General features: G+C 40.9%; 25 protein-coding genes and 1 other annotated feature (1 of these 26 running past the window's edge). All 25 genes read right to left on the bottom strand.

Translation table 11 applies throughout. The features are described from left to right. Positions 1-6 precede the first annotated feature (6 nt). The gene (rpsN, locus tag M028_RS0111805) at positions 7-192 is read right to left on the bottom strand and encodes a 30S ribosomal protein S14 (RefSeq protein WP_009499044.1); all 186 of its coding nucleotides are present in this window, start codon (positions 190-192) and stop codon (positions 7-9) included. Positions 193-216: 24 nt separating this feature from the next. Further along, on the bottom strand, positions 217-756 hold the full coding sequence (gene rplE, locus M028_RS0111800; RefSeq protein ID WP_026574099.1) for a 50S ribosomal protein L5: 540 nt from the start codon (positions 754-756) through the stop codon (positions 217-219). Between the two features lie 27 nt (positions 757-783). After that, entirely contained in the window at positions 784-1,092 is a 309-nt protein-coding gene (gene rplX, locus M028_RS0111795) for a 50S ribosomal protein L24 (RefSeq protein ID WP_026574098.1), read from the bottom strand. 36 nt (positions 1,093-1,128) lie between these two features. Beyond that, positions 1,129-1,497 carry a 50S ribosomal protein L14 gene (gene rplN, locus M028_RS0111790; protein WP_026574097.1) on the bottom strand — a complete coding sequence of 123 codons (369 nt, stop codon included), beginning with the start codon at positions 1,495-1,497 and terminating at the stop codon, positions 1,129-1,131. 39 nt (positions 1,498-1,536) lie between these two features. Continuing rightward, on the bottom strand, positions 1,537-1,800 hold the full coding sequence (gene rpsQ, locus M028_RS0111785) for a 30S ribosomal protein S17 (protein WP_026574096.1): 264 nt from the start codon (positions 1,798-1,800) through the stop codon (positions 1,537-1,539). A 21-nt stretch (positions 1,801-1,821) separates the two neighbouring features. Beyond that, positions 1,822-2,022: a 50S ribosomal protein L29 gene (rpmC, locus tag M028_RS0111780; protein WP_026574095.1), complete on the bottom strand. Its 201-nt coding sequence runs from the start codon at positions 2,020-2,022 to the stop codon at positions 1,822-1,824. Then, on the bottom strand, positions 2,012-2,446 hold the full coding sequence (gene rplP, locus M028_RS0111775; protein WP_026574094.1) for a 50S ribosomal protein L16: 435 nt from the start codon (positions 2,444-2,446) through the stop codon (positions 2,012-2,014). The genes rpmC and rplP overlap by 11 nt, the downstream gene beginning before the upstream one ends. A gap of 1 nt (position 2,447) precedes the next feature. Further along, positions 2,448-3,104, bottom strand: a complete 657-nt coding sequence (gene rpsC / locus M028_RS0111770; RefSeq protein WP_026574093.1) for a 30S ribosomal protein S3 — start codon at positions 3,102-3,104, stop codon at positions 2,448-2,450. A gap of 3 nt (positions 3,105-3,107) precedes the next feature. After that, complete coding sequence (gene rplV, locus M028_RS0111765; RefSeq protein WP_026574092.1) at positions 3,108-3,449, bottom strand: 50S ribosomal protein L22; 342 nt, start codon at positions 3,447-3,449, stop codon at positions 3,108-3,110. A gap of 17 nt (positions 3,450-3,466) precedes the next feature. Then, on the bottom strand, positions 3,467-3,745 hold the full coding sequence (gene rpsS / locus M028_RS0111760; protein ID WP_026574091.1) for a 30S ribosomal protein S19: 279 nt from the start codon (positions 3,743-3,745) through the stop codon (positions 3,467-3,469). A gap of 60 nt (positions 3,746-3,805) precedes the next feature. Beyond that, the gene (gene rplB, locus M028_RS0111755; RefSeq protein ID WP_026574090.1) at positions 3,806-4,636 is read right to left on the bottom strand and encodes a 50S ribosomal protein L2; all 831 of its coding nucleotides are present in this window, start codon (positions 4,634-4,636) and stop codon (positions 3,806-3,808) included. A 29-nt stretch (positions 4,637-4,665) separates the two neighbouring features. After that, a complete protein-coding gene (rplW, locus tag M028_RS0111750) occupies positions 4,666-4,953 on the bottom strand; it encodes a 50S ribosomal protein L23 (protein ID WP_197031410.1) in 288 nt (95 codons plus the stop codon). Beyond that, positions 4,950-5,573: a 50S ribosomal protein L4 gene (rplD, locus tag M028_RS0111745; RefSeq protein ID WP_026574088.1), complete on the bottom strand. Its 624-nt coding sequence runs from the start codon at positions 5,571-5,573 to the stop codon at positions 4,950-4,952. The genes rplW and rplD overlap by 4 nt, the downstream gene beginning before the upstream one ends. Positions 5,574-5,602: 29 nt before the next feature. Next, positions 5,603-6,229: a 50S ribosomal protein L3 gene (gene rplC / locus M028_RS0111740; protein ID WP_026574087.1), complete on the bottom strand. Its 627-nt coding sequence runs from the start codon at positions 6,227-6,229 to the stop codon at positions 5,603-5,605. Between the two features lie 39 nt (positions 6,230-6,268). Continuing rightward, positions 6,269-6,577, bottom strand: coding sequence for a 30S ribosomal protein S10 (gene rpsJ, locus M028_RS0111735; RefSeq protein ID WP_007085291.1), 309 nt, complete (start codon positions 6,575-6,577; stop codon positions 6,269-6,271). A 436-nt stretch (positions 6,578-7,013) separates the two neighbouring features. Then, complete coding sequence (gene tuf, locus M028_RS0111730) at positions 7,014-8,201, bottom strand: elongation factor Tu (protein ID WP_026574086.1); 1,188 nt, start codon at positions 8,199-8,201, stop codon at positions 7,014-7,016. A gap of 128 nt (positions 8,202-8,329) precedes the next feature. After that, positions 8,330-10,411 (bottom strand): elongation factor G, encoded by a 2,082-nt coding sequence (fusA, locus tag M028_RS0111725; RefSeq protein WP_026574085.1) that lies wholly within the window; start codon positions 10,409-10,411, stop codon positions 8,330-8,332. A gap of 48 nt (positions 10,412-10,459) precedes the next feature. Beyond that, positions 10,460-10,930, bottom strand: a complete 471-nt coding sequence (rpsG, locus tag M028_RS0111720) for a 30S ribosomal protein S7 (protein ID WP_026574084.1) — start codon at positions 10,928-10,930, stop codon at positions 10,460-10,462. Between the two features lie 39 nt (positions 10,931-10,969). Continuing rightward, positions 10,970-11,392 carry a 30S ribosomal protein S12 gene (gene rpsL, locus M028_RS0111715; protein WP_026574083.1) on the bottom strand — a complete coding sequence of 141 codons (423 nt, stop codon included), beginning with the start codon at positions 11,390-11,392 and terminating at the stop codon, positions 10,970-10,972. Between the two features lie 104 nt (positions 11,393-11,496). Then, the gene (locus M028_RS0111710) at positions 11,497-11,745 is read right to left on the bottom strand and encodes a 50S ribosomal protein L7ae-like protein (protein ID WP_026574082.1); all 249 of its coding nucleotides are present in this window, start codon (positions 11,743-11,745) and stop codon (positions 11,497-11,499) included. 145 nt (positions 11,746-11,890) lie between these two features. After that, complete coding sequence (gene rpoC / locus M028_RS0111705) at positions 11,891-15,490, bottom strand: DNA-directed RNA polymerase subunit beta' (protein ID WP_026574081.1); 3,600 nt, start codon at positions 15,488-15,490, stop codon at positions 11,891-11,893. 127 nt (positions 15,491-15,617) lie between these two features. Continuing rightward, the gene (gene rpoB, locus M028_RS0111700; protein WP_026574080.1) at positions 15,618-19,178 is read right to left on the bottom strand and encodes a DNA-directed RNA polymerase subunit beta; all 3,561 of its coding nucleotides are present in this window, start codon (positions 19,176-19,178) and stop codon (positions 15,618-15,620) included. A 254-nt stretch (positions 19,179-19,432) separates the two neighbouring features. Beyond that, the gene (locus M028_RS0111695; protein ID WP_026574079.1) at positions 19,433-20,032 is read right to left on the bottom strand and encodes a class I SAM-dependent methyltransferase; all 600 of its coding nucleotides are present in this window, start codon (positions 20,030-20,032) and stop codon (positions 19,433-19,435) included. A 100-nt stretch (positions 20,033-20,132) separates the two neighbouring features. Beyond that, positions 20,133-20,495: a 50S ribosomal protein L7/L12 gene (rplL, locus tag M028_RS0111690; protein ID WP_026574078.1), complete on the bottom strand. Its 363-nt coding sequence runs from the start codon at positions 20,493-20,495 to the stop codon at positions 20,133-20,135. Positions 20,496-20,550: 55 nt separating this feature from the next. Continuing rightward, the gene (gene rplJ / locus M028_RS0111685) at positions 20,551-21,051 is read right to left on the bottom strand and encodes a 50S ribosomal protein L10 (RefSeq protein ID WP_026574077.1); all 501 of its coding nucleotides are present in this window, start codon (positions 21,049-21,051) and stop codon (positions 20,551-20,553) included. Positions 21,052-21,083: 32 nt separating this feature from the next. Then, positions 21,084-21,136 (bottom strand) — a sequence feature (ribosomal protein L10 leader region) (it continues 93 nt past the right edge of the window).

The following is a 21,136-nucleotide window of genomic DNA, read 5'->3' as shown; positions in this document are numbered from 1 at the left end:
TTAGTTTTACCAGCTGGCTTTTTTAACACCAGGAATTTGTCCTTTGTATGCTAATTCACGGAAACAAATACGGCAAAGCTTAAATTTACGATATACAGAGTGTGGACGTCCGCAACGTTCGCAACGTGTGTACTCTTGTACTTTGTATTTAGGCGTGCGCTTTTGTTTCGCAATCATTGACTTTTTAGCCACGTTTTCGCCTCCCTTATTTAGCGATTACTTTTGGAATGGCATTCCAACTTGAGTTAACAACTCACGAGCTTCTTCATCGGTGTTAGCAGTGGTAACGATAACAATATCCATACCACGAACCTTTGTTACTTTATCGTAATCAATTTCTGGGAAGATTAATTGTTCCTTGATACCTAAAGTATAGTTACCGCGACCATCGAATGCCTTCTTAGAAACACCACGGAAGTCACGTACACGAGGTAAGGATACAGAAACTAATTTGTCCAAGAATTGGTACATGCGCTCTCCACGAAGAGTAACCTTTGCGCCGATTGGCATACCTTCACGAAGACGGAAACCAGCGATTGATTTTTTCGCACGAGTTACGACAGGTTTTTGGCCAGTAATTGTAGCAAGTTCTTCTACAGCATTATCTAGTGCTTTAGCATTTTGAACTGCGTCACCAACACCCATGTTAATAACGATCTTCTCAATTTTTGGTACTTGCATTACTGATTTATAATTAAATTTGCTCATTAGAGCAGGAGAAATTTCTTTTACAAATTTATCTTTTAGGCGGTTCACTTATTGTACCTCCCTTCTTAATTTAAACTATTTATCTAAAACTTCACCGGATTTTGCTACGCGTACTTTTTTGCCATCAACCGTTTTGTAACCTACACGAGTTGGGTTACCTGATTTAGGATCGATAGGCATAACGTTTGATACATGAATTGGAGCCTCTTGGCTGATGATTCCACCTTGTGGATTCAATTGAGAAGGCTTAGTGTGTTTTTTCACGATGTTTACACCTTCTACAAGCACACGGGCTTCTTTAGGGTAAGCAGCTAGAATCACACCAGTTTTTCCTTTATCCTTACCAGAGAGAACTCTTACTTTGTCACCTTTTTTCACATGCATCATTAAGCACCTCCTTAAAGGCATATTAATTTAAAATTATAATACTTCTGGAGCTAAAGAAACAATTTTCATGAAGTTGTTTTCGCGAAGTTCGCGGGCAACTGGTCCGAAGATACGAGTACCGCGTGGGCTCTTATCATCTTTGATAATTACACATGCGTTTTCGTCAAATTTAATGTAGGTACCATCAGTGCGACGTGCACCGCTTTTTGTACGTACAATAACAGCTTTAACCACATCACCTTTTTTAACAACGCCACCTGGTGTTGCTTGTTTTACTGTACAAACGATAACATCACCGATACCAGCAGTTTTGCGACCAGAACCACCGAGAACTTTAATAGTAAGTACTTCACGAGCACCAGAGTTGTCAGCAACTTTTAAACGTGATTCTTGTTGAATCATGCGTGTAACCTCCCTTCGGAATGAACATAATCCGAACAATTAAATAATAACTGCTTTTTCTACTACTTCTACTAGGCGGAAGCGCTTTGTAGCTGAAAGCGGGCGAGTTTCCATGATACGTACGATGTCGCCAACTTTTGCCTGATTTTGCTCATCATGAGCTTTATACTTTTTAGAGTACTTAACGCGTTTACCGTATAATGGATGCTTTTTGTATGTTTCGACTAAAACAGTAATAGTTTTATCCATTTTGTCAGAAACAACGCGTCCAGTGTAAACTTTGCGTTGGTTACGTTCACTCATTATGTGAACCTCCTCTCACTATTACTTGTTTACGCTGATTTCTCTTTCACGAATCACAGTCTTCATGCGAGCAATCGCTTTGCGTACTTCACGGATACGAGCCGTATTTTCAAGTTGTCCTGTCGCCAATTGAAAGCGAAGGTTGAAAAGCTCTTCTTTTAAAGATTTAACTTTTTGTTCAATTTCAGCAGTGGTTAGGTCACGAAGTTCATTAGCTTTCATTTGATTCACCACCAATTTCTTCACGTTTTACAAACTTACATTTTACTGGAAGTTTGTGCATTGCAAGACGAAGTGCTTCACGAGCGATTTCTTCAGAAACGCCAGCGATTTCAAACATAATTTTTCCTGGTTTAACTACGGCTACCCATCCTTCAGGTGCCCCTTTACCAGAACCCATCCGCACCTCAAGAGGCTTAGCAGTATAAGGCTTGTGTGGGAAAATTTTAATCCAAACTTTACCGCCACGTTTCATGTAACGAGTCATTGCAATACGAGCCGCTTCGATTTGACGGTTTGTGATCCAAGATGCTTCTAATGCTTGAAGACCGTATTCACCGAAAGTTACTTCAGTGCCGCCTTTTGCGTTTCCACGCATTTTTCCGCGGTGTTGACGGCGATATTTTACGCGTTTTGGCAATAACATATTATTTGCCTCCTTCCTCAGTTTTCTTCTTAGTAGGAAGGACTTCTCCACGATAGATCCATACTTTTACGCCAAGCTTACCATAGGTAGTATCTGCTTCAGCTGTTGCATAGTCGATGTCGGCGCGAAGTGTATGAAGTGGAACTGTTCCTTCGCTGTAGTGTTCTGAACGAGCAATATCTGCACCGCCTAAACGACCGGATACCATTGTTTTAATACCTTTCGCTCCAGCACGCATAGCACGTTGAATTGCTTGCTTTTGTGCACGACGGAAAGATACACGGTTTTCTAATTGACGAGCAATATTTTCAGCAACTAATTTAGCGTCAACATCAGCTTTCTTGATTTCAAGAATATTGATGTGAACACGTTTGCCAGTTAATGCATTTAATGCTTTACGAAGTGCTTCAACTTCAGTACCGCCTTTACCGATAACCATACCTGGCTTAGCAGTATGAACAGTAACGTTTACACGGTTTGCAGCACGTTCGATTTCTACTTTAGAAACAGAAGCATCTTTTAAACGTTTTGTGATGTACTCACGAACCTTAAGGTCTTCGTGTAAAAGATCAGCAAAGTCTTTACCTGCGTACCACTTAGATTCCCAATCACGGATGATTCCGATACGCAAACCGACTGGATTTACTTTTTGACCCACTGATTATCCCTCCTTCTTTTCTGATAGAACGATTGTAATATGACTTGTGCGTTTGTTAATTTGGCTTGCACGGCCCATTGCGCGAGGACGGAAACGTTTTAAAGTTGGTCCTTCGTCAACAAATGCTTGTGCAACTACCAAGTTATTTACGTCCATTTCATAGTTATGCTCGGCATTTGCCATAGCAGATTTTAGTACTTTCTCAACGACTGGAGAAGCAGCCTTAGGAGTGAGATTTAAAATCGCCACCGCTTCACCAACTTGCTTACCTCGAATTAAATCGACGACTAAACGTACTTTACGAGGAGCAATACGAACTGTTCTTGCAACAGCTTTAGCTTGCATTTGGATGCCCTCCTCTCTTAACGTCTGGTTTTCTTATCATCATTACCATGGCCTTTGTAAGCACGAGTTGGAGCGAATTCTCCAAGCTTGTGTCCAACCATGTCTTCAGTTACATATACAGGCACATGTTTACGACCATCATAAACTGCGATAGTGTGTCCGATAAATTGTGGGAAGATCGTAGAACGGCGTGACCAAGTTTTAACAACTTGTTTACCTTCAGTTTCATTTAACTTTTCGATCTTTACCATTAAATGATCATCAACGAATGGTCCTTTTTTTAAGCTGCGACCCATGAATGAACCTCCCTTCGTGACAGTTCTACGGTTCTTCCTTTGAACCGTAGTTCAATCACGTTATTTTTTACGACGACGAACAATAAATTTGTCCGATTTATTTTTCTTCTTACGAGTTTTGAATCCAAGAGTTGGTTTACCCCATGGAGACATTGGTGATTTACGTCCGATAGGAGCGCGACCTTCACCACCACCGTGTGGGTGATCATTAGGGTTCATTACAGATCCACGAACAGTTGGACGTTTGCCTAACCAGCGTGAACGACCAGCTTTACCAATGTTGATTAATTCGTGTTGTTCGTTTCCAACTTGACCGATTGACGCACGGCATTCAGAAAGAATCATACGAACTTCACCAGAATTCAAACGTACAAGTACGTATTTGCCTTCTTTACCAAGAACTTGTGCAGATGTACCAGCAGCACGTACCAGTTGTCCACCTTTTCCTGGTTTTAATTCAATGTTGTGTACTACAGTACCAACTGGAATGTTTGCTAATGGAAGTGCATTACCAACTTTAATATCAGCCTCAGGGCCAGACATTACTTCCATGCCAACCTGTAGGTTTTTAGGCGCTAAGATATAACGCTTTTCTCCATCTGCATAGTTGATTAATGCAATATTTGCAGAACGGTTTGGATCATACTCAATTGTGGCAACGCGTCCAGGAATGCCATCTTTTGTACGTTTAAAGTCAATTAAACGATATTGACGCTTATGGCCGCCACCTTGATGACGAACAGTTAACTTACCTTGATTATTACGGCCGCCTTTTCTCTTTAATGGAGCTAATAGAGATTTTTCTGGTGTGCTAGTTGTGATTTCTGCGAAATCAGAAGTAGTCATACCGCGACGACCATTGGAGGTAGGTTTGTACTTTTTAATCGCCATTTTGTTTCCCTCCTCTTCTAGATAGATTCTTATGCTTCAAAGAATTCAATTTCTTTGCTGTCAGCTGTTAATTTTACAATTGCTTTACGACGTTTATTTGTGTAACCACCGAATTTACCCATACGCTTGAATTTACCTTTGTAGTTCATGATGTTAACTTTTTCAACATCAACGCCAAAGATTGCTACAACAGCATCTTTAACCTGAGTTTTATTCGCTCTAACATCAACTTCAAATGTATACTTCTTTTCAGCCATTAGGTCAGTAGAACGTTCAGTGATAACGGGGCGCTTAATGATATCGCGTGCATCCATTATGCAAGCACCTCCTCTACTTTTTCAACCGCTGCTTTAGTCATGATCAACTTATCATGATTTACAACGTCTAATACGTTGATTCCATCAGCTGTTACAACAGTTACACCAGGGATGTTACGAGCAGATAATGCTACGTTTTCATCTAGGTCAGCAGTAACAATAAGTGCCTTTTTCTCAACAGAAAGACCACCTAATACTGATTTGAATTCTTTTGTTTTTGGTGCATCGAAATTTAAGCTTTCAAGTACCAAAATGTTTTCTTCTACCACTTTAGATGAAAGTGCTGATTTGATCGCTAAGCGACGCACTTTTTTCGGTAATTTATAGCTGTAGCTGCGTGGTGTTGGACCAAATACAGTACCACCTCCGCGCCATTGTGGAGAACGGATAGACCCTTGACGAGCACGACCAGTTCCTTTTTGACGCCATGGTTTACGACCACCGCCGCGCACTTCAGAACGCCCTTTTACTTTATGAGTTCCTTGACGTAATGAAGCGCGTTGCATAACAATCGCTTCAAATAAAACGTGTTGGTTTACCTCAATACCAAATACTGATTCATTAAGTTCGATTTCACCAACTTGTGACCCAGTTTGGTTTAATAATGCTACTTTAGGCATGCTTTTGTTCCTCCTTTCTTATGAAGTAATTATGCTTTTACCGCACTTTTAATTTTTAATAGTGATTTTTTAGCTCCTGGAACATTACCTTTAATCAATAATAAGTTGCGTTCAACATCAACTTTTACAATTTCAAGATTTTGTACAGTTACTTGTTCTCCACCCATACGTCCAGGTAATGCTTTACCTTTAAATACACGGTTTGGAGCAACAGGTCCCATTGAACCAGGACGACGATGATAACGGGAACCGTGAGCCATAGGGCCGCGAGATTGTCCGTGGCGCTTAATTGAGCCTTGGAAACCTTTACCTTTTGAAATTCCTGTTACATCTACAGTCTCACCTGCAGCGAAAATATCAACCTTGACTTCTTGACCAACTTCATACCCTGCAACATCAACTCCGCGAATTTCGCGAACGAAGCGCTTAGGAGCAGTATTAGCTTTTGCAGCATGGCCCTTTTCTGGTTTGTTAGCTAATTTCTCACGTTTGTCATCAAATCCGATTTGGATTGCTTCGTAGCCATCAGTTTCAACTGATTTCTTTTGAAGAACAACGTTTGCAGCAGCTTCAACAACAGTAACTGGGATTAAATTGCCGTTTTCAACAAATACTTGAGTCATACCAATCTTTCTTCCTAAGATTCCTTTGGTCATTTAGTCACACCTCCTATAATTTATGTTCATTTATTTTTATTAAAGTTTAATTTCGATATCAACACCAGATGGTAAATCTAAACGCATTAATGCATCAACTGTTTGTGGAGTTGGATTAACGATGTCGATTAGACGCTTATGTGTCCGCATTTCGAATTGCTCACGTGAATCTTTGTACTTATGAACCGCACGAAGAATTGTGTAAACAGATTTTTCAGTTGGTAGTGGGATCGGACCCGAAACTGCCGCACCTGAACGTTTTGCTGTTTCTACGATTTTTTCTGCAGATTGATCAAGGATTCTGTGATCATACGCTTTTAAACGGATACGAATTTTTTGTTTTGCCATTATTTTCCCTCCTTTATCGCCTATTTTCTTAAATAGACATACTCAGTGAAAATTTCCCACACACTCGCCATGGCAAAGCGGCCGGGTGTGTCAGCAACCTTCCACATCATCGCAGTCAAAGACCAACATTGTCTATTATACATAAAACATAAAGTAAACGCAACACTTATTACGAATTTCTTTAATGTTTCTTGTGCTTAGCACACTTTTAATATTATAACTGCACATTACACTAATTTCAATAGCAAAAATGAATCTCCAATAATATCCTTGTATACTTCACGATTCCATAGAAATTGTAAAATTCATAAAAGTAATTTTCTTATATATAATAGAAGAAACTCGAAATTCATTTTTGAATATCAGTTATAATCTCTGTCTTTTCAATAAAAAAAGCAGATGGATCGTCACCCATCTGCTTTTTACTATTTATTAATTAAGCTTGGATTGTAGTAATAGAACCAGATCCTACAGTACGTCCGCCTTCACGGATAGAGAATTTAGTTCCTTCTTCAATCGCAACAGGAGCGATAAGCTCAACAGTCATTTCGATGTGGTCGCCAGGCATAACCATTTCAGTACCTTCTGGTAAGTTAACAACACCAGTGATATCAGAAGTACGGAAATAGAATTGTGGACGATAGTTTGAGAAGAATGGAGTATGACGTCCACCTTCTTCTTTTGTTAAAACGTAAACTTGAGCTAAGAATTTAGTGTGTGGAGTAATTGACTTTGGTTTAGCCAATACTTGACCACGTTCGATTTCTTCACGTGCTACACCACGAAGAAGAGCACCGATGTTATCTCCAGCTTCTGCGAAGTCAAGAAGCTTACGGAACATTTCTACACCTGTTACAGTAGTAGATTTTGGTTCTTCAGTGAAACCTACGATTTCAACTACGTCACCAACTTTAACTACACCACGTTCAACACGGCCTGTAGCAACTGTACCACGACCAGTGATTGAGAATACATCCTCAACTGGCATCATGAATGGCTTATCAGTGTCACGAGTTGGAGTTGGGATAAATTCATCAACTGCGTTCATTAGTTCAAAGATTTTTTCTTCCCAAGCAGCTTCGCCTTCTAATGCTTTAAGAGCAGAGCCTTTGATAACTGGAGTGTCATCGCCAGGGAAATCGTATTCAGAAAGAAGATCACGAATTTCCATTTCTACTAATTCAAGAAGTTCTTCATCGTCAACCATGTCACACTTGTTCATGAAAACAACAAGGTAAGGTACACCAACCTGACGTGATAAAAGAATGTGCTCACGAGTTTGTGGCATTGGACCATCAGTTGCTGATACAACTAGGATACCGCCGTCCATTTGCGCAGCACCAGTGATCATGTTTTTAACATAGTCAGCGTGTCCTGGGCAGTCAACGTGTGCGTAGTGACGAGCATCTGTTTCGTACTCAACGTGTGCAGTAGAGATTGTGATACCACGTTCTTTTTCTTCAGGTGCACCATCGATTTGATCATATGCACGTGCTTCTGCTTTACCAGACTTAGCAAGAACAGAAGTGATTGCAGCAGTTAAAGTAGTTTTACCATGGTCAACGTGTCCGATTGTACCAATGTTAACGTGTGGCTTAGAACGGTCGAATTTAGCTTTTGCCATTTTGGAAAATCCTCCTTTGGATTATAAAAGTTTAAGTATAGTTAAGTGGAAACTGTAAATTGGTTGTCCTAAATTACAGTCTCCATTCTTACATAAGTAGTTATACTTTAAATAAAGGTGAAAATCAATTATTCACCTTTATTTTTTTTGATGATTTCTTCAGAAACAGATTTTGGAACTTCTTCATAGTGATCAAAGTGCATAGAGAATACTCCACGACCTTGTGTACTTGAGCGAAGTGCTGTTGCGTATCCAAACATTTCTGAAAGTGGAACCATTGCACGAACTACTTGAGCGTTACCGCGTGCTTCCATACCTTCAACACGGCCGCGACGAGCAGTGATTTGACCCATGATATCCCCTAAGTATTCTTCAGGGATAACAACTTCTACTCTCATCATAGGTTCTAGAATAACCGGCTGACACTTTGATGCAGCATTTTTAAGAGCCATTGAAGCGGCAATCTTAAACGCCATTTCAGAAGAGTCAACATCATGGTATGATCCATCGAACAATCTTGCTTTAATATCCACTAACGGATATCCAGCAAGAACACCACGTTGTAGAGCATCTTCTAGTCCAGCTTGAACTGGTGCGATGTATTCACGAGGAACAACACCACCGACAATACCGTTTTCGAATTCGAATCCTTTTCCTTCTTCGTTAGGTGAGAATTCAATCCAAACGTGACCATATTGTCCACGACCACCAGATTGACGTGCAAACTTACCTTCTACTTGCGCTGAAGCACGGAAAGTTTCACGGTATGCAACCTGAGGCGCACCAACATTTGCTTCGACCTTAAATTCACGGCGCATACGGTCAACGATGATATCGAGGTGAAGTTCACCCATACCTGCGATGATAACTTGTCCAGTTTCCTGGTCAGTATGTGCACGGAACGTTGGATCTTCTTCTTGAAGCTTTTGTAAAGCAGTTGTCATTTTATCTTGGTCTGCTTTAGATTTTGGCTCAACAGAAAGTTGGATTACTGGTTCTGGGAATTGCATAGACTCTAAGATAACAAGGTTTTTGTCATCGCAAAGTGTATCGCCAGTAGTAGTATCTTTCAAACCAACTGCTGCAGCAATATCACCGGCATAAACCTTAGAAATTTCCTGACGGCTGTTTGCGTGCATTTGTAGGATACGTCCAATACGTTCACGCTTTCCTTTAGTAGAGTTTTGGACATATGATCCAGACTCTAAAGTACCAGAGTACACGCGGAAGAACGTTAATTTACCAACATAAGGGTCAGTCATAACTTTAAATGCAAGAGCAGCGAATGGCTCTTCATCACTTGAATGACGCTCTAAAACCTCATCTTCATCGTCCACTGCATGACCTTTAATCGCAGGTACATCTAATGGAGATGGAAGATAGTCGATAACTGCATCAAGCATTAACTGAACGCCTTTGTTTTTGAAGGCAGATCCACAGATTACTGGGTAGAATTCAACATTAACGGTACCTCTACGAATCCCTGCTTTGAGTTCTTCTTTAGTGATTTCTTCACCACCAAGGTATTTTTCCATTAATTCTTCATCTAATTCAGCAACTGCTTCAACTAGTTTTTCACGATATTCTTCAGCTTGAGCACGGAATTCTTCAGGGATTTCACGAACTTCAATATCAGTTCCTAAATCGTTCCCGTAGAATACTGCATTCATTTCCACTAGGTCAATGATTGCTTCAAACTGATCTTCAGCGCCAATTGGCAGCTGAATAGCATGTGCATTCGCTTGTAAGCGGTCATGAAGTGTTCCTAATGAGTAAAGGAAATCAGCTCCGATTTTGTCCATCTTATTTACGAATACAACACGTGGTACTCCGTAGGTTGTTGCTTGACGCCAAACTGTTTCAGTTTGCGGTTCAACACCTGATTGTGCATCAAGTACGGCTACTGCACCATCAAGTACACGAAGAGAACGTTCAACTTCAACAGTGAAGTCTACGTGTCCCGGTGTGTCAATGATGTTTACGCGGTGACCGTGCCATTGCGCAGTTGTTGCAGCGGATGTAATGGTAATTCCGCGCTCCTGTTCTTGCTCCATCCAGTCCATCTGAGATGCACCTTCATGCGTTTCACCGATTTTATGAATCTTACCGGTGTAATAAAGTACACGCTCAGTGGTGGTTGTTTTACCAGCATCAATGTGAGCCATGATGCCGATATTGCGAGTGTTTTCTAAGGAGAACTCTCTTGCCATTGGGTCTTTCTCCTTCCTAGTATGAAAGTTTTTATATTGAAGGTTAAATTACCAACGATAGTGAGCAAACGCTTTGTTTGCTTCAGCCATTTTGTGTGTATCTTCACGCTTCTTAACAGATGCACCAGTGTTGTTAGCTGCATCCATGATTTCGTTAGCTAAACGCTCTTCCATCGTTTTTTCACCGCGAAGACGTGAATAGTTAACTAACCAACGAAGACCTAAAGTAGTACGGCGGTCAGGGCGCACCTCAACTGGTACTTGGTAGTTTGCACCACCTACACGGCGTGCTCTTACTTCAAGTACAGGCATGATGTTTTTCATCGCCGCATCGAAAATTTCCATTGGTTCCTTACCAGTGCGTTCACGAATTGTATCAAACGCAGAGTAAAGAATTTCTTGGGATTTACCTCTTTTACCGTCAACCATCATTTTATTGATTAGACGAGTAACTAATTTAGAATTGTAAAGTGGATCTGGTAACACGTCTCTTTTTGCTACAGGACCTTTACGTGGCATTTTATTTCCTCCTTTCGAAAAAGCTGTTATTTATTTCGATTATTTTTTAGCTGCTTTTGGTCTCTTAGTACCATATTTAGAACGACCTTGCATACGGTTGTTAACACCCGCAGTATCAAGCGCTCCACGTACGATATGATAACGTACCCCTGGTAAGTCTTTTACACGTCCTCCACGGATAAGAACAACACTGTGCTCTTGAAGGTTGTGACCGATTCCAGGAATGTATGCTGTCACCTCAATACCGTTTGTCAAACGTACACGAGCATATTTACGTAACGCTGAGTTCGGTTTCTTTGGAGTCATTGTACCAACACGAGTACACACTCCGCGTTTTTGTGGTGAAGATACATTTGTTTGTGATTTTTTGAAGCTATTGTAACCTTTGTTTAGCGCAGGAGATTTTGACTTCTCAGTAATAGCCTGACGAGGCTTGCGCACTAATTGGTTAATAGTAGGCATGTTATGTTTCCTCCCTTCATTATTTGTAAGCCCACACATCCAGGTGGTTCATTTTTTTGCAAAAACAAAGTTTTTGCAGACTACTCTATCTACAAAAACAAGTTTTAACGGATAATCGCAACAGCTGAGGCTCCCACATCAACCCTACATGCTTTTCCAAGCTTTTTGTTTGAATCTACATAGAGGATTGGTACGTTCATTTGCAAGGCTTGATTTATCACAGAATTTGTAATCCTCGGATCAGCATCCCGTGCTATAACGAGCTCTTGTACTTGATCGTTTTTAAGTGCTTTCGCTGTTTGTTTTGTTCCTATAACAATTTTGTTTGCCCGTAATACTTTTTCATAAGACATTTTCATATCCTCCAAAGTACTAGGTGAATAGGAGCACCTTTGATATATTAACATCTTAATAATGCGATGTCAACAAATCTTTAAAAAAAGTATTTTTCTTTAAAATGCGGTACCTGTTATTAGATAACAGGTACCGCTGGCCATATTAGTCAATCGTAACAGTTTCGTCTGATTCAGCTTCAGCAAATACAGGTTCTGCCTTGCGATATCGCTGCATTCCTGTTCCAGCTGGAACTAGCTTACCAATGATAACATTTTCCTTTAGACCAAGTAATTCATCGCGTTTGCCCTTAATTGCAGCATCCGTAAGTACCCTTGTTGTTTCTTGGAATGATGCAGCGGACAAGAATGAATCCGTTTCAAGGGATGCCTTGGTAATACCAAGTAATACAGGTCGTCCTGTTGCAGGTAATTTACCAGATAACAACGCCTTTTCATTGGCATCCGTAAACTGGTGAATATCGAGTAATGTACCAGGAAGTACTTCTGTCTCACCGGCATCTACTACGCGCACCTTGCGAAGCATTTGACGAACCATTACCTCAACGTGTTTATCGCCAATTTCTACCCCTTGCATACGGTAAACCTTTTGTACCTCACGCAATAAGTATTCCTGAACGGCGTTTACGTCTTTTACTTTGATTAATTCTTTCGGGTCGATTGAACCTTCGGTTAATTCTTCACCACGTTCTACACGATCATCGATTGCTACCTTCAAGCGGGCAGTATACGGTGCATTGTAAGTACGTGATTCCACTTCACCTTGAACAACAATTTCATGTTGACGGTCTCGTCCCTCATTAATGCCGACAACCACACCATCAATTTCCGAAATAACGGCTTGACCTTTAGGGTTACGTGCTTCAAAAATCTCTTGAATACGCGGAAGACCCTGTGTGATATCATCTCCAGCAACACCGCCTGTATGGAATGTACGCATGGTTAATTGTGTACCTGGTTCACCAATGGATTGGGCTGCGATAATACCTACTGCTTCGCCCACTTCCACTTCCTGTCCAGTAGCCAAGTTACGGCCATAACACTTCTTACATACGCCATGACGGGTATTACATGTAAATACAGAACGAATTTTTACTTCTTCAACTCCGGCACCGACAATGACCTCTGCAAGGTCTTCAGTAATTAGTCCATTTTCAGGAACAAGAACTTCCTTCGTTTCCGGATGTTTAATTGGGTTGCGAGCATAACGGCCAATTAGACGTTCTTCTAATGACTCGATCGTTTCATTTCCGTCTTTTAATGCACGAATGAGCAATCCACGGTCCGTTCCACAGTCATCATCACGAACGATAACATCCTGTGCAACGTCAACTAGACGACGTGTTAAATAACCAGAGTCCGCTGTTTTAAGCGCCGTATCGGCAAGACCTTTACGGGCACCATGAGTGGAGATAAAGTATTCCAACACGGTTAAACCTTCACGGAAACTTGATTTAATCGGTAACTCAATGATCCGTCCAGCCGGGTTGGCCATCAATCCTCGCATACCAGCAAGCTGTGTAAAGTTCGATGCGTTACCACGCGCTCCGGAATCAGACATCATGAAGATTGGATTGGTTTTATTCAAGGATTTCATCAGTTTACCTTGAATCGTATCTTTAGCCGCACTCCAAATCGCAATGACACGATCGTAACGCTCATCTTCCGTAATTAAACCACGTCTAAATTGCTTCATAACATTATCAACTTTTTCCTGTGCTTCGTGAAGGATTTGCTGTTTCTCACCTAATACGACGATATCAGCAACACCAACCGTAATGCCGGCCTTCGTTGAATGTTTAAATCCTAAATCCTTCATCCGGTCAAGCATTTTTGAGGTTTCGGTAATTTTGAAACGCTTGAATACTTCCGCAATGATATTTCCAAGGATTTTCTTTTTAAATGGATCGACGATCGGCATTTCTTTGATTCTTGCACGGACATCATCACCTTTTTCAACAAAATACTTCTCAGGGGTTTTAACCTCTAAGTTATCTCTTGTTGGTTCATTGATATAAGGGAATGATTTCGGCAAAATTTCGTTAAAAATTAATTTGCCCACTGTTGAAATCAACAGCATATTGTTTTGTTCTTCAGTAAAGGTTTCATTTCGAAGTGAACCTGCATGAACAGCCACACGAGTATGGTAATGAACAAAACCATTTTGGTAAGCAAGCAGCGCCTCATTGGTGTCTTTGAAAATCATTCCTTCTCCGACAGTACCTTCTCTTTCCAGTGTTAAGTAATAGTTACCAAGCACCATATCCTGAGAAGGTGTAACAACAGGCTTACCATCTTTTGGATTCAAAATGTTTTGAGCTGCAAGCATTAACAATCTTGCTTCTGCTTGAGCTTCTGAAGAAAGTGGAACGTGAACAGCCATTTGGTCCCCGTCAAAGTCAGCGTTATATGCTGTACATACAAGCGGGTGCAATCGAATTGCCCGACCTTCAACAAGGGTAGGTTCAAATGCCTGAATTCCAAGTCTATGCAACGTAGGGGCACGGTTTAATAAAACTGGGTGCTCTCTAATTACATCTTCTAAGACATCCCAAACTTCAGGAGAAACTCTTTCAATTTTCCGTTTTGCAGATTTAATATTATGTGCTAAACCTTTTTCAACAAGTTCTTTCATAACAAATGGCTTGAACAATTCAAGCGCCATTTCTTTAGGAAGACCACATTGATACATTTTCAAATTCGGACCAACAACAATAACGGAACGTCCAGAATAGTCAACACGCTTTCCAAGCAAGTTTTGACGGAAACGGCCTTGTTTCCCCTTTAACATGTGGGAAAGTGATTTTAATGGACGATTTCCCGGTCCAGTTACCGGACGGCCGCGGCGGCCGTTATCGATTAGTGCATCAACAGCCTCTTGCAGCATACGCTTTTCGTTTTGTACGATAATGCTTGGTGCTCCAAGATCCAATAAACGCTTTAAACGGTTATTACGGTTAATCACGCGGCGATATAGATCATTCAGATCAGAAGTTGCAAATCTTCCTCCATCCAATTGGACCATTGGTCGTAATTCAGGTGGAATAACAGGAAGAACATCAAGAATCATCCAAGATGGTTCATTACCAGAACCACGGAAGGCTTCTAACACTTCAAGGCGTTTGATTGCACGTGTACGGCGCTGGCCTTGTGCTGTTTTCAATTCTTCCTTTAAGCTATCTACTTCTTTATTTAAATCAATATCTGAGAGTAACTTCTTAATGGCTTCAGCACCCATGGCTGCTTGAAACTTATTGCCAAACTTTTCACGGTATGCACGGTATTCCTTTTCAGATAAAAGCTGCTTCTTATCAAGTGCAGTGTCACCAGAATCTGTTACAACATAAGAGGCAAAATAAATAACTTCCTCCAATGCACGTGGAGACATATCTAAAACAAGTCCCATTCTGCTTGGAATCCCTTTAAAATACCAAATATGTGAAACAGGTGCCGCAAGTTCAATATGCCCCATTCTTTCACGGCGAACTTTTGCACGCGTTACTTCAACACCGCATCGGTCACAGACAACACCTTTATAACGGACACGCTTATACTTTCCGCAATGACATTCCCAGTCCTTAGTTGGACCAAAAATCCTTTCACAGAACAAGCCGTCCTTTTCAGGTTTTAATGTACGATAGTTAATGGTTTCTGGCTTCTTCACTTCTCCGAATGACCATGAACGGATTTTATCCGGTGAAGCAAGGCCGATTTTCATATACTCAAAATTATTAACGTCCAGCAAGGGGCCTACCTCCCTTTTGATCTCCAGGTTTTACCCTAATTGCTCAGAAAAACTAAAAGCGTAATGAGGAACAAGTTTGACTTGTTCCTATTTTGCATTTAAATGCACAGTGCGCTTTAGCAGCTAATTACTCTTTTGAACCAACTTTTTCAGATTCAAGGTTCTGGGCTTCAGGAACTATATTTAATGTATCGACCTGCTGCAAGTCGTCCTCATCTTCCATATCACGCATTTCAATTTCTTCTTCATCACCGGAAAGGATTTTCACATCCATGCCAAGACTTTGAAGCTCTTTTATTAAAACCTTGAATGATTCTGGAACGCCCGGCTCCGGAACATTTTCACCTTTTACAATTGCTTCGTATGTTTTCACACGACCGACAACGTCGTCTGATTTAACAGTAAGGATTTCTTGAAGCGTATAAGCTGCACCATAGGCTTCAAGAGCCCAAACCTCCATCTCACCGAAACGCTGTCCGCCAAATTGCGCTTTACCGCCAAGTGGCTGCTGCGTAACAAGTGAGTAAGGTCCCGTTGACCGGGCATGCAATTTATCGTCAACCATGTGGGCAAGTTTAATCATATACATGACACCAACTGAAACCCGGTTGTCAAATGGTTCACCTGTACGGCCATCGTAAAGAACGGTTTTCGCATCCCGTGCCATTCCTGCTTCTTCAATCGTAGACCATACATCTTCTTCACGCGCCCCGTCAAATACCGGAGTTGCAACATGAATTCCTAAATATCTTGCAGCCATTCCTAAATGGAGCTCAAGCACCTGTCCGATATTCATACGAGAAGGTACCCCTAATGGGTTTAACATGATATCAACAGGTGTGCCATCTGGTAAATAAGGCATATCTTCTTCAGGTAAAATCCTTGAGATAACCCCTTTATTTCCGTGGCGTCCCGCCATTTTATCACCTTGGTGAATCTTACGCTTCTGTACGATATAAACACGAACCAGCTGATTTACTCCCGGTGGAAGTTCGTCTCCGTCTTCACGGTTAAAGACTTTAACATCATGGACGATTCCGCCGCCCCCATGTGGTACTCGTAATGAAGTATCACGGACTTCACGGGCCTTTTCACCAAAAATAGCATGTAAGAGTCGCTCTTCAGCCGTTAGTTCGGTAACCCCTTTTGGCGTAACCTTACCAACAAGAAGATCACCATCTTTTACCTCTGCACCAGTACGGATAATACCGCGCTCATCCAGATTACGAAGGGCATCTTCCCCAACATTCGGAATATCACGGGTAATTTCCTCTGGTCCAAGCTTTGTATCACGAGATTCAGATTCATATTCTTCAATATGAATAGACGTATAAACATCATCTTTTACAAGACGTTCACTCATGATAATCGCATCTTCATAGTTATAACCATCCCACGTCATAAACGCAACGAGAACGTTACGTCCAAGAGCTAATTCCCCTAATTCCATTGACGGACCATCAGCAAGAATTTCACCTTTTTTCACACGGTTGCCTACTGCAACAATTGGACGCTGGTTGTAGCAAGTACCTTGGTTAGAACGGATAAACTTTAATAATCTGTATTTTTTTAGATCACCCTTTACCTCTTGGCCATCTACTTCTTTAATTTCGCGAACCCAAACTTCGCGGGCTTCTACATGCTCGACAATTCCATCCTGCTTACAAATAACCGCTGCACCTGAGTCTTTCCCTGATACATATTCCATACCAGTTCCAACACGAGGAGCTTCCGGCTGCATAAGCGGTACTGCTTGACGCTGCATGTTCGCACCCATTAAGGCGCGGTTTGAGTCATCGTTTTCAAGGAATGGAATACACGCAGTTGCTGCAGAGACAACTTGTTTTGGTGAAACATCCATATAATCAATACGGTCACGATTTACAACCGTGTTCTCACCACGGAAACGAGCTACGATATCCGTATCAAGGAATGAACCATCGTCTCCTAAACGTGAATTCGCTTGTGCAACTACATAGTTATCTTCTTCATCTGCAGTAAGATAATCAATTCGGCTTGTTACCTTTCCTGTGTCAGGATCAACACGGCGGTAAGGTGTTTCAATAAAGCCGAAACGGTTCACTTTTGCGTAAGAGGATAATGAGTTAATCAAACCAATGTTCGGTCCCTCTGGTGTTTCAATCGGACACATACGGCCATAGTGGGAGTAGTGAACGTCACGGACTTCCATTCCAGCACGTTCACGCGTTAATCCACCAGGTCCTAAGGCTGATAAACGGCGCTTATGTGTTAACTCTGCCAGTGGGTTCGTTTGATCCATGAATTGCGATAATTGCGAACTTCCGAAGAACTCTTTAATTGACGCAATAACAGGACGAATATTAATCAGCTGCTGCGGTGTAATTGTTGCTGTATCTTGAATAGACATTCTTTCACGAACAACGCGCTCCATCCGGGATAATCCAATTCGGAATTGGTTTTGCAATAATTCACCAACAGAGCGAAGACGTCTGTTTCCTAGATGGTCAATATCATCTGTATCTCCCACACCATGCAGCAAATTAAAGAAATAGCTGATGGACGCAATAATATCTGCAGGAGTGATATTCTTAATCGGTTCAGCAACATAGGCATTACCTAATACGTTGATGACTTTTTCATTTTCATCATTAGGGGCATAAATTTTAATTCCCTGAAGAATGATATCATCCTCCACTACGCCGCCCGATGGATTAAAACTGTTAAAGTTAATATTTTTTTCAAGCGCAGGAATAATCCGATCAAGATTTCTGCGGTCAAGTAACGTCCCTTTTTCTGCAATAATTTCACCAGTTTCAGGATCCACAAGGGATTCTGCTAATCGTTGATTGAATAAGCGGTTTTTAATATGAAGCTTTTTATTGATCTTATAGCGACCAACATTAGCTAGATCGTATCGCTTAGGGTCAAAGAAACGGGAAACTAATAAACTTTTTGCATTTTCAACTGTCGGTGGTTCACCTGGACGCAGACGTTCATAAATTTCCAAAAGGGCTTTATCTACACCCTCAGTATTGTCCTTCTCCAGCGTATTGCGAATATACTCGTTGTCCCCAATCAATTCGATGATTTCTTGATCAGAGCCGAAGCCAAGTGCACGCAAAAGAACCGTAACGGGCAGTTTCCGAGTACGATCTATTCTTACATATACGACATCTTTGGCATCTGTTTCATACTCAAGCCAAGCGCCGCGGTTCGGAATTACCGTTGCTGTAAATCCTCTTTTTCCGTTTTTATCAACTTTCCCACTGAAGTATACGCTCGGTGAACGTACTAACTGAGAAACAATAACACGTTCAGCACCATTGATGACAAACGTACCTGTTTCTGTCATGAGCGGGAAATCACCCATAAAAACATCTTGGTCTTTTACTTCGCCTGTTTCTTTGTTCACAAGACGCACTTTTACACGTAATGGTGCTGAATATGTAACGTCCCGTTCTTTTGATTCTTCAACAGAATACTTTGGATCGCCAAGGCTGTAATCAATAAATTCTAGAGATAGGTTACCAGTAAAGTCTTCAATCGGTGAAATATCCTGGAACATTTCACGCAACCCCTCATCAAGAAACCATTGATATGAAGAGGTTTGGATTTCAATAAGATTTGGTAATTCTAAAACTTCACTGATTCGCGCGTAACTCCTCCGCTTCCGGTGTCGTCCATACTGAACTAGTTGACCTGTCAACTGATTCACCCCTCAAATCAAGCGTTATAATAAAAATGTATTAACGTCTTTTAAGAAGAAATAAACTCCCTCTCATCAGACAAAAAGAAAAAGGGTTTTACATAAAAACCACATTTTCACATTTTGACTATTATTTTGTCATCATTTCCGTCTTCATCCATTTTTATACAGTGAAAACAATTGTTTTCAGGAATAATTCGGAAAATATTATGATGGCATTTTATAATGCTAACATAGTGACATATTGGAGTCAACTATTTTTTAGCCTTAATGACAAAATAACCTTTTGACTTGTCAACCGTCTCTACCTCAGAAAATAGTTCTTTTAATTTTTCTATTGCTGACGGTGCTCCTTGCTTCTTTTGTATCACTACCCAAAGTTCCCCACCAGAAACAAGGCATTCGTAGCTTTGTTCAAAAATGTCGTGAACAACCTGTTTTCCCGCCCGAATTGGCGGATTCGTTAAAACTGCAGCAAAATCATTTGCCTTAACTCCCGTTAACCGATCACTTTCATAAATTTCAACATTTTCTATTCGATTAAGTACGGCATTTTCTTTTGCTAATTCAATTGCCCGCTCATTCACATCAACCATATGAACTTTTCGTTCAGGGTAAGATAGTGCCAAAGAGAGACCAATCGGTCCATAGCCACAGCCGACATCTAAAATAGAACCCTCGACAACAGGCATTTCAAACACTTCAATTAAGACACGTGAGCCAAAGTCCACTTCTCGCTTTGAAAAAACACCATTATCCGTTTTAAAACGAAATCGGTGATTTCTTAATGTAAAATCCCAGTACTTCGGATCACTTTCAACTTTTTGGGTACGAGAATAGTAGTGTTCTGACAAAAGACAATTCCTCCCTGGAGAATGATATTGAAGAAAAACGAGGATTTTTAAAAATAAGCCAAAAAAAGCCCGCTATACAGCGAGCTTTTTTATAGGAAAATTACTTAACTTCAACGTTCGCTCCAACTTCATCAAGTTTAGCTTTGATTGCTTCAGCATCTTCTTTAGATACGCCTTCTTTAACTGGCTTTGGAGTGTTATCAACAAGATCTTTTGCTTCTTTAAGACCAAGACCAGTGATTTCACGAACAACTTTAATAACTTTGATTTTTTGATCGCCAGCGCTAGCTAGGATTACATCAAATTCAGTTTTTTCTTCAACAGCAGCAGCACCAGCTCCGCCAACCATAGCTACAGGAGCAGCAGCAGTTACGCCGAATTCTTCTTCGATTGCTTTTACTAGATCGTTAAGTTCTAAAACAGTCATAGATTTAACTGCTTCAATGATTTGTTCTTTAGTCATTTTAAATTTCCTCCTTAGTTTTCATTCAATTTATGAATTACGCTTTTAGATTAACTTACGCGCCTTGTTCTTCTTTTTGATCTGCAACTGCTTTTGCAGCAAGAGCAAGATTGCGGATTGGAGCTTGTAGTACGGAAAGTAGCATAGAAAGTAAGCCTTCGCGTGAAGGTAGTTCTGCAAGAGCTTTAACCTCTTCAACTGTAGCGATGCTTCCTTCGATTACACCTGCTTTAATTTCAAGAGCCTCATGTTTTTTCGCAAAATCATTAAGGATTTTAGCAGGAGCTACAACATCCTCGGTACTGAACGCAATTGCGTTTGGACCTGTTAGAGCTTCATTTAAACCTGAAAGTTCAACAGCATCAGCCGCACGGCGAGTCATTGAGTTTTTGTAAACTTTGAAATCGACACCAGCTTCACGAAGCTGCTTACGAAGTTCAGTTACTTCAGCAACAGTAAGACCACGGTAGTCAACAACAATCGTAGATTTGCTGGCTTTTAATTTATCAGCGATTTCATCAACGATTAATTTCTTTGATTCGATTGCACTGCTCATCTTTACACCTCCTGTAGTTATCTACATTTATACCAGGCAGATAAAAACCTCCATATCAAACGAAGACATGGAGGCAGCATAAAGC

This window comes from Bacillus sp. UNC438CL73TsuS30 (assembly GCF_000482325.1).
Classification (GTDB): domain Bacteria; phylum Bacillota; class Bacilli; order Bacillales; family Cytobacillaceae; genus Neobacillus.
Note: the sequence above shows the minus strand (reverse complement) of the source record. Positions and strands in the feature narration are given on the sequence as shown.

Coding starts and splice junctions, on each gene's coding strand:
- rplX (WP_026574098.1), bottom strand. CDS start 1,092: ATGCATGTGAAAAAAGGTGACAAAGTAAGAGTTCTCTCTGGTAAGGAT.
- rplN (WP_026574097.1), bottom strand. CDS start 1,497: ATGATTCAACAAGAATCACGTTTAAAAGTTGCTGACAACTCTGGTGCT.
- rpsQ (WP_026574096.1), bottom strand. CDS start 1,800: ATGAGTGAACGTAACCAACGCAAAGTTTACACTGGACGCGTTGTTTCT.
- rpmC (WP_026574095.1), bottom strand. CDS start 2,022: ATGAAAGCTAATGAACTTCGTGACCTAACCACTGCTGAAATTGAACAA.
- rplP (WP_026574094.1), bottom strand. CDS start 2,446: ATGTTATTGCCAAAACGCGTAAAATATCGCCGTCAACACCGCGGAAAA.
- rplV (WP_026574092.1), bottom strand. CDS start 3,449: ATGCAAGCTAAAGCTGTTGCAAGAACAGTTCGTATTGCTCCTCGTAAA.
- rpsS (WP_026574091.1), bottom strand. CDS start 3,745: ATGGGTCGCAGCTTAAAAAAAGGACCATTCGTTGATGATCATTTAATG.
- rplB (WP_026574090.1), bottom strand. CDS start 4,636: ATGGCGATTAAAAAGTACAAACCTACCTCCAATGGTCGTCGCGGTATG.
- rplD (WP_026574088.1), bottom strand. CDS start 5,573: ATGCCTAAAGTAGCATTATTAAACCAAACTGGGTCACAAGTTGGTGAA.
- rplC (WP_026574087.1), bottom strand. CDS start 6,229: ATGACCAAAGGAATCTTAGGAAGAAAGATTGGTATGACTCAAGTATTT.
- rpsJ (WP_007085291.1), bottom strand. CDS start 6,577: ATGGCAAAACAAAAAATTCGTATCCGTTTAAAAGCGTATGATCACAGA.
- tuf (WP_026574086.1), bottom strand. CDS start 8,201: ATGGCAAAAGCTAAATTCGACCGTTCTAAGCCACACGTTAACATTGGT.
- fusA (WP_026574085.1), bottom strand. CDS start 10,411: ATGGCAAGAGAGTTCTCCTTAGAAAACACTCGCAATATCGGCATCATG.
- rpsG (WP_026574084.1), bottom strand. CDS start 10,930: ATGCCACGTAAAGGTCCTGTAGCAAAAAGAGACGTGTTACCAGATCCA.
- rpsL (WP_026574083.1), bottom strand. CDS start 11,392: ATGCCTACTATTAACCAATTAGTGCGCAAGCCTCGTCAGGCTATTACT.
- M028_RS0111710 (WP_026574082.1), bottom strand. CDS start 11,745: ATGTCTTATGAAAAAGTATTACGGGCAAACAAAATTGTTATAGGAACA.
- rplL (WP_026574078.1), bottom strand. CDS start 20,495: ATGACTAAAGAACAAATCATTGAAGCAGTTAAATCTATGACTGTTTTA.
- rplJ (WP_026574077.1), bottom strand. CDS start 21,051: ATGAGCAGTGCAATCGAATCAAAGAAATTAATCGTTGATGAAATCGCT.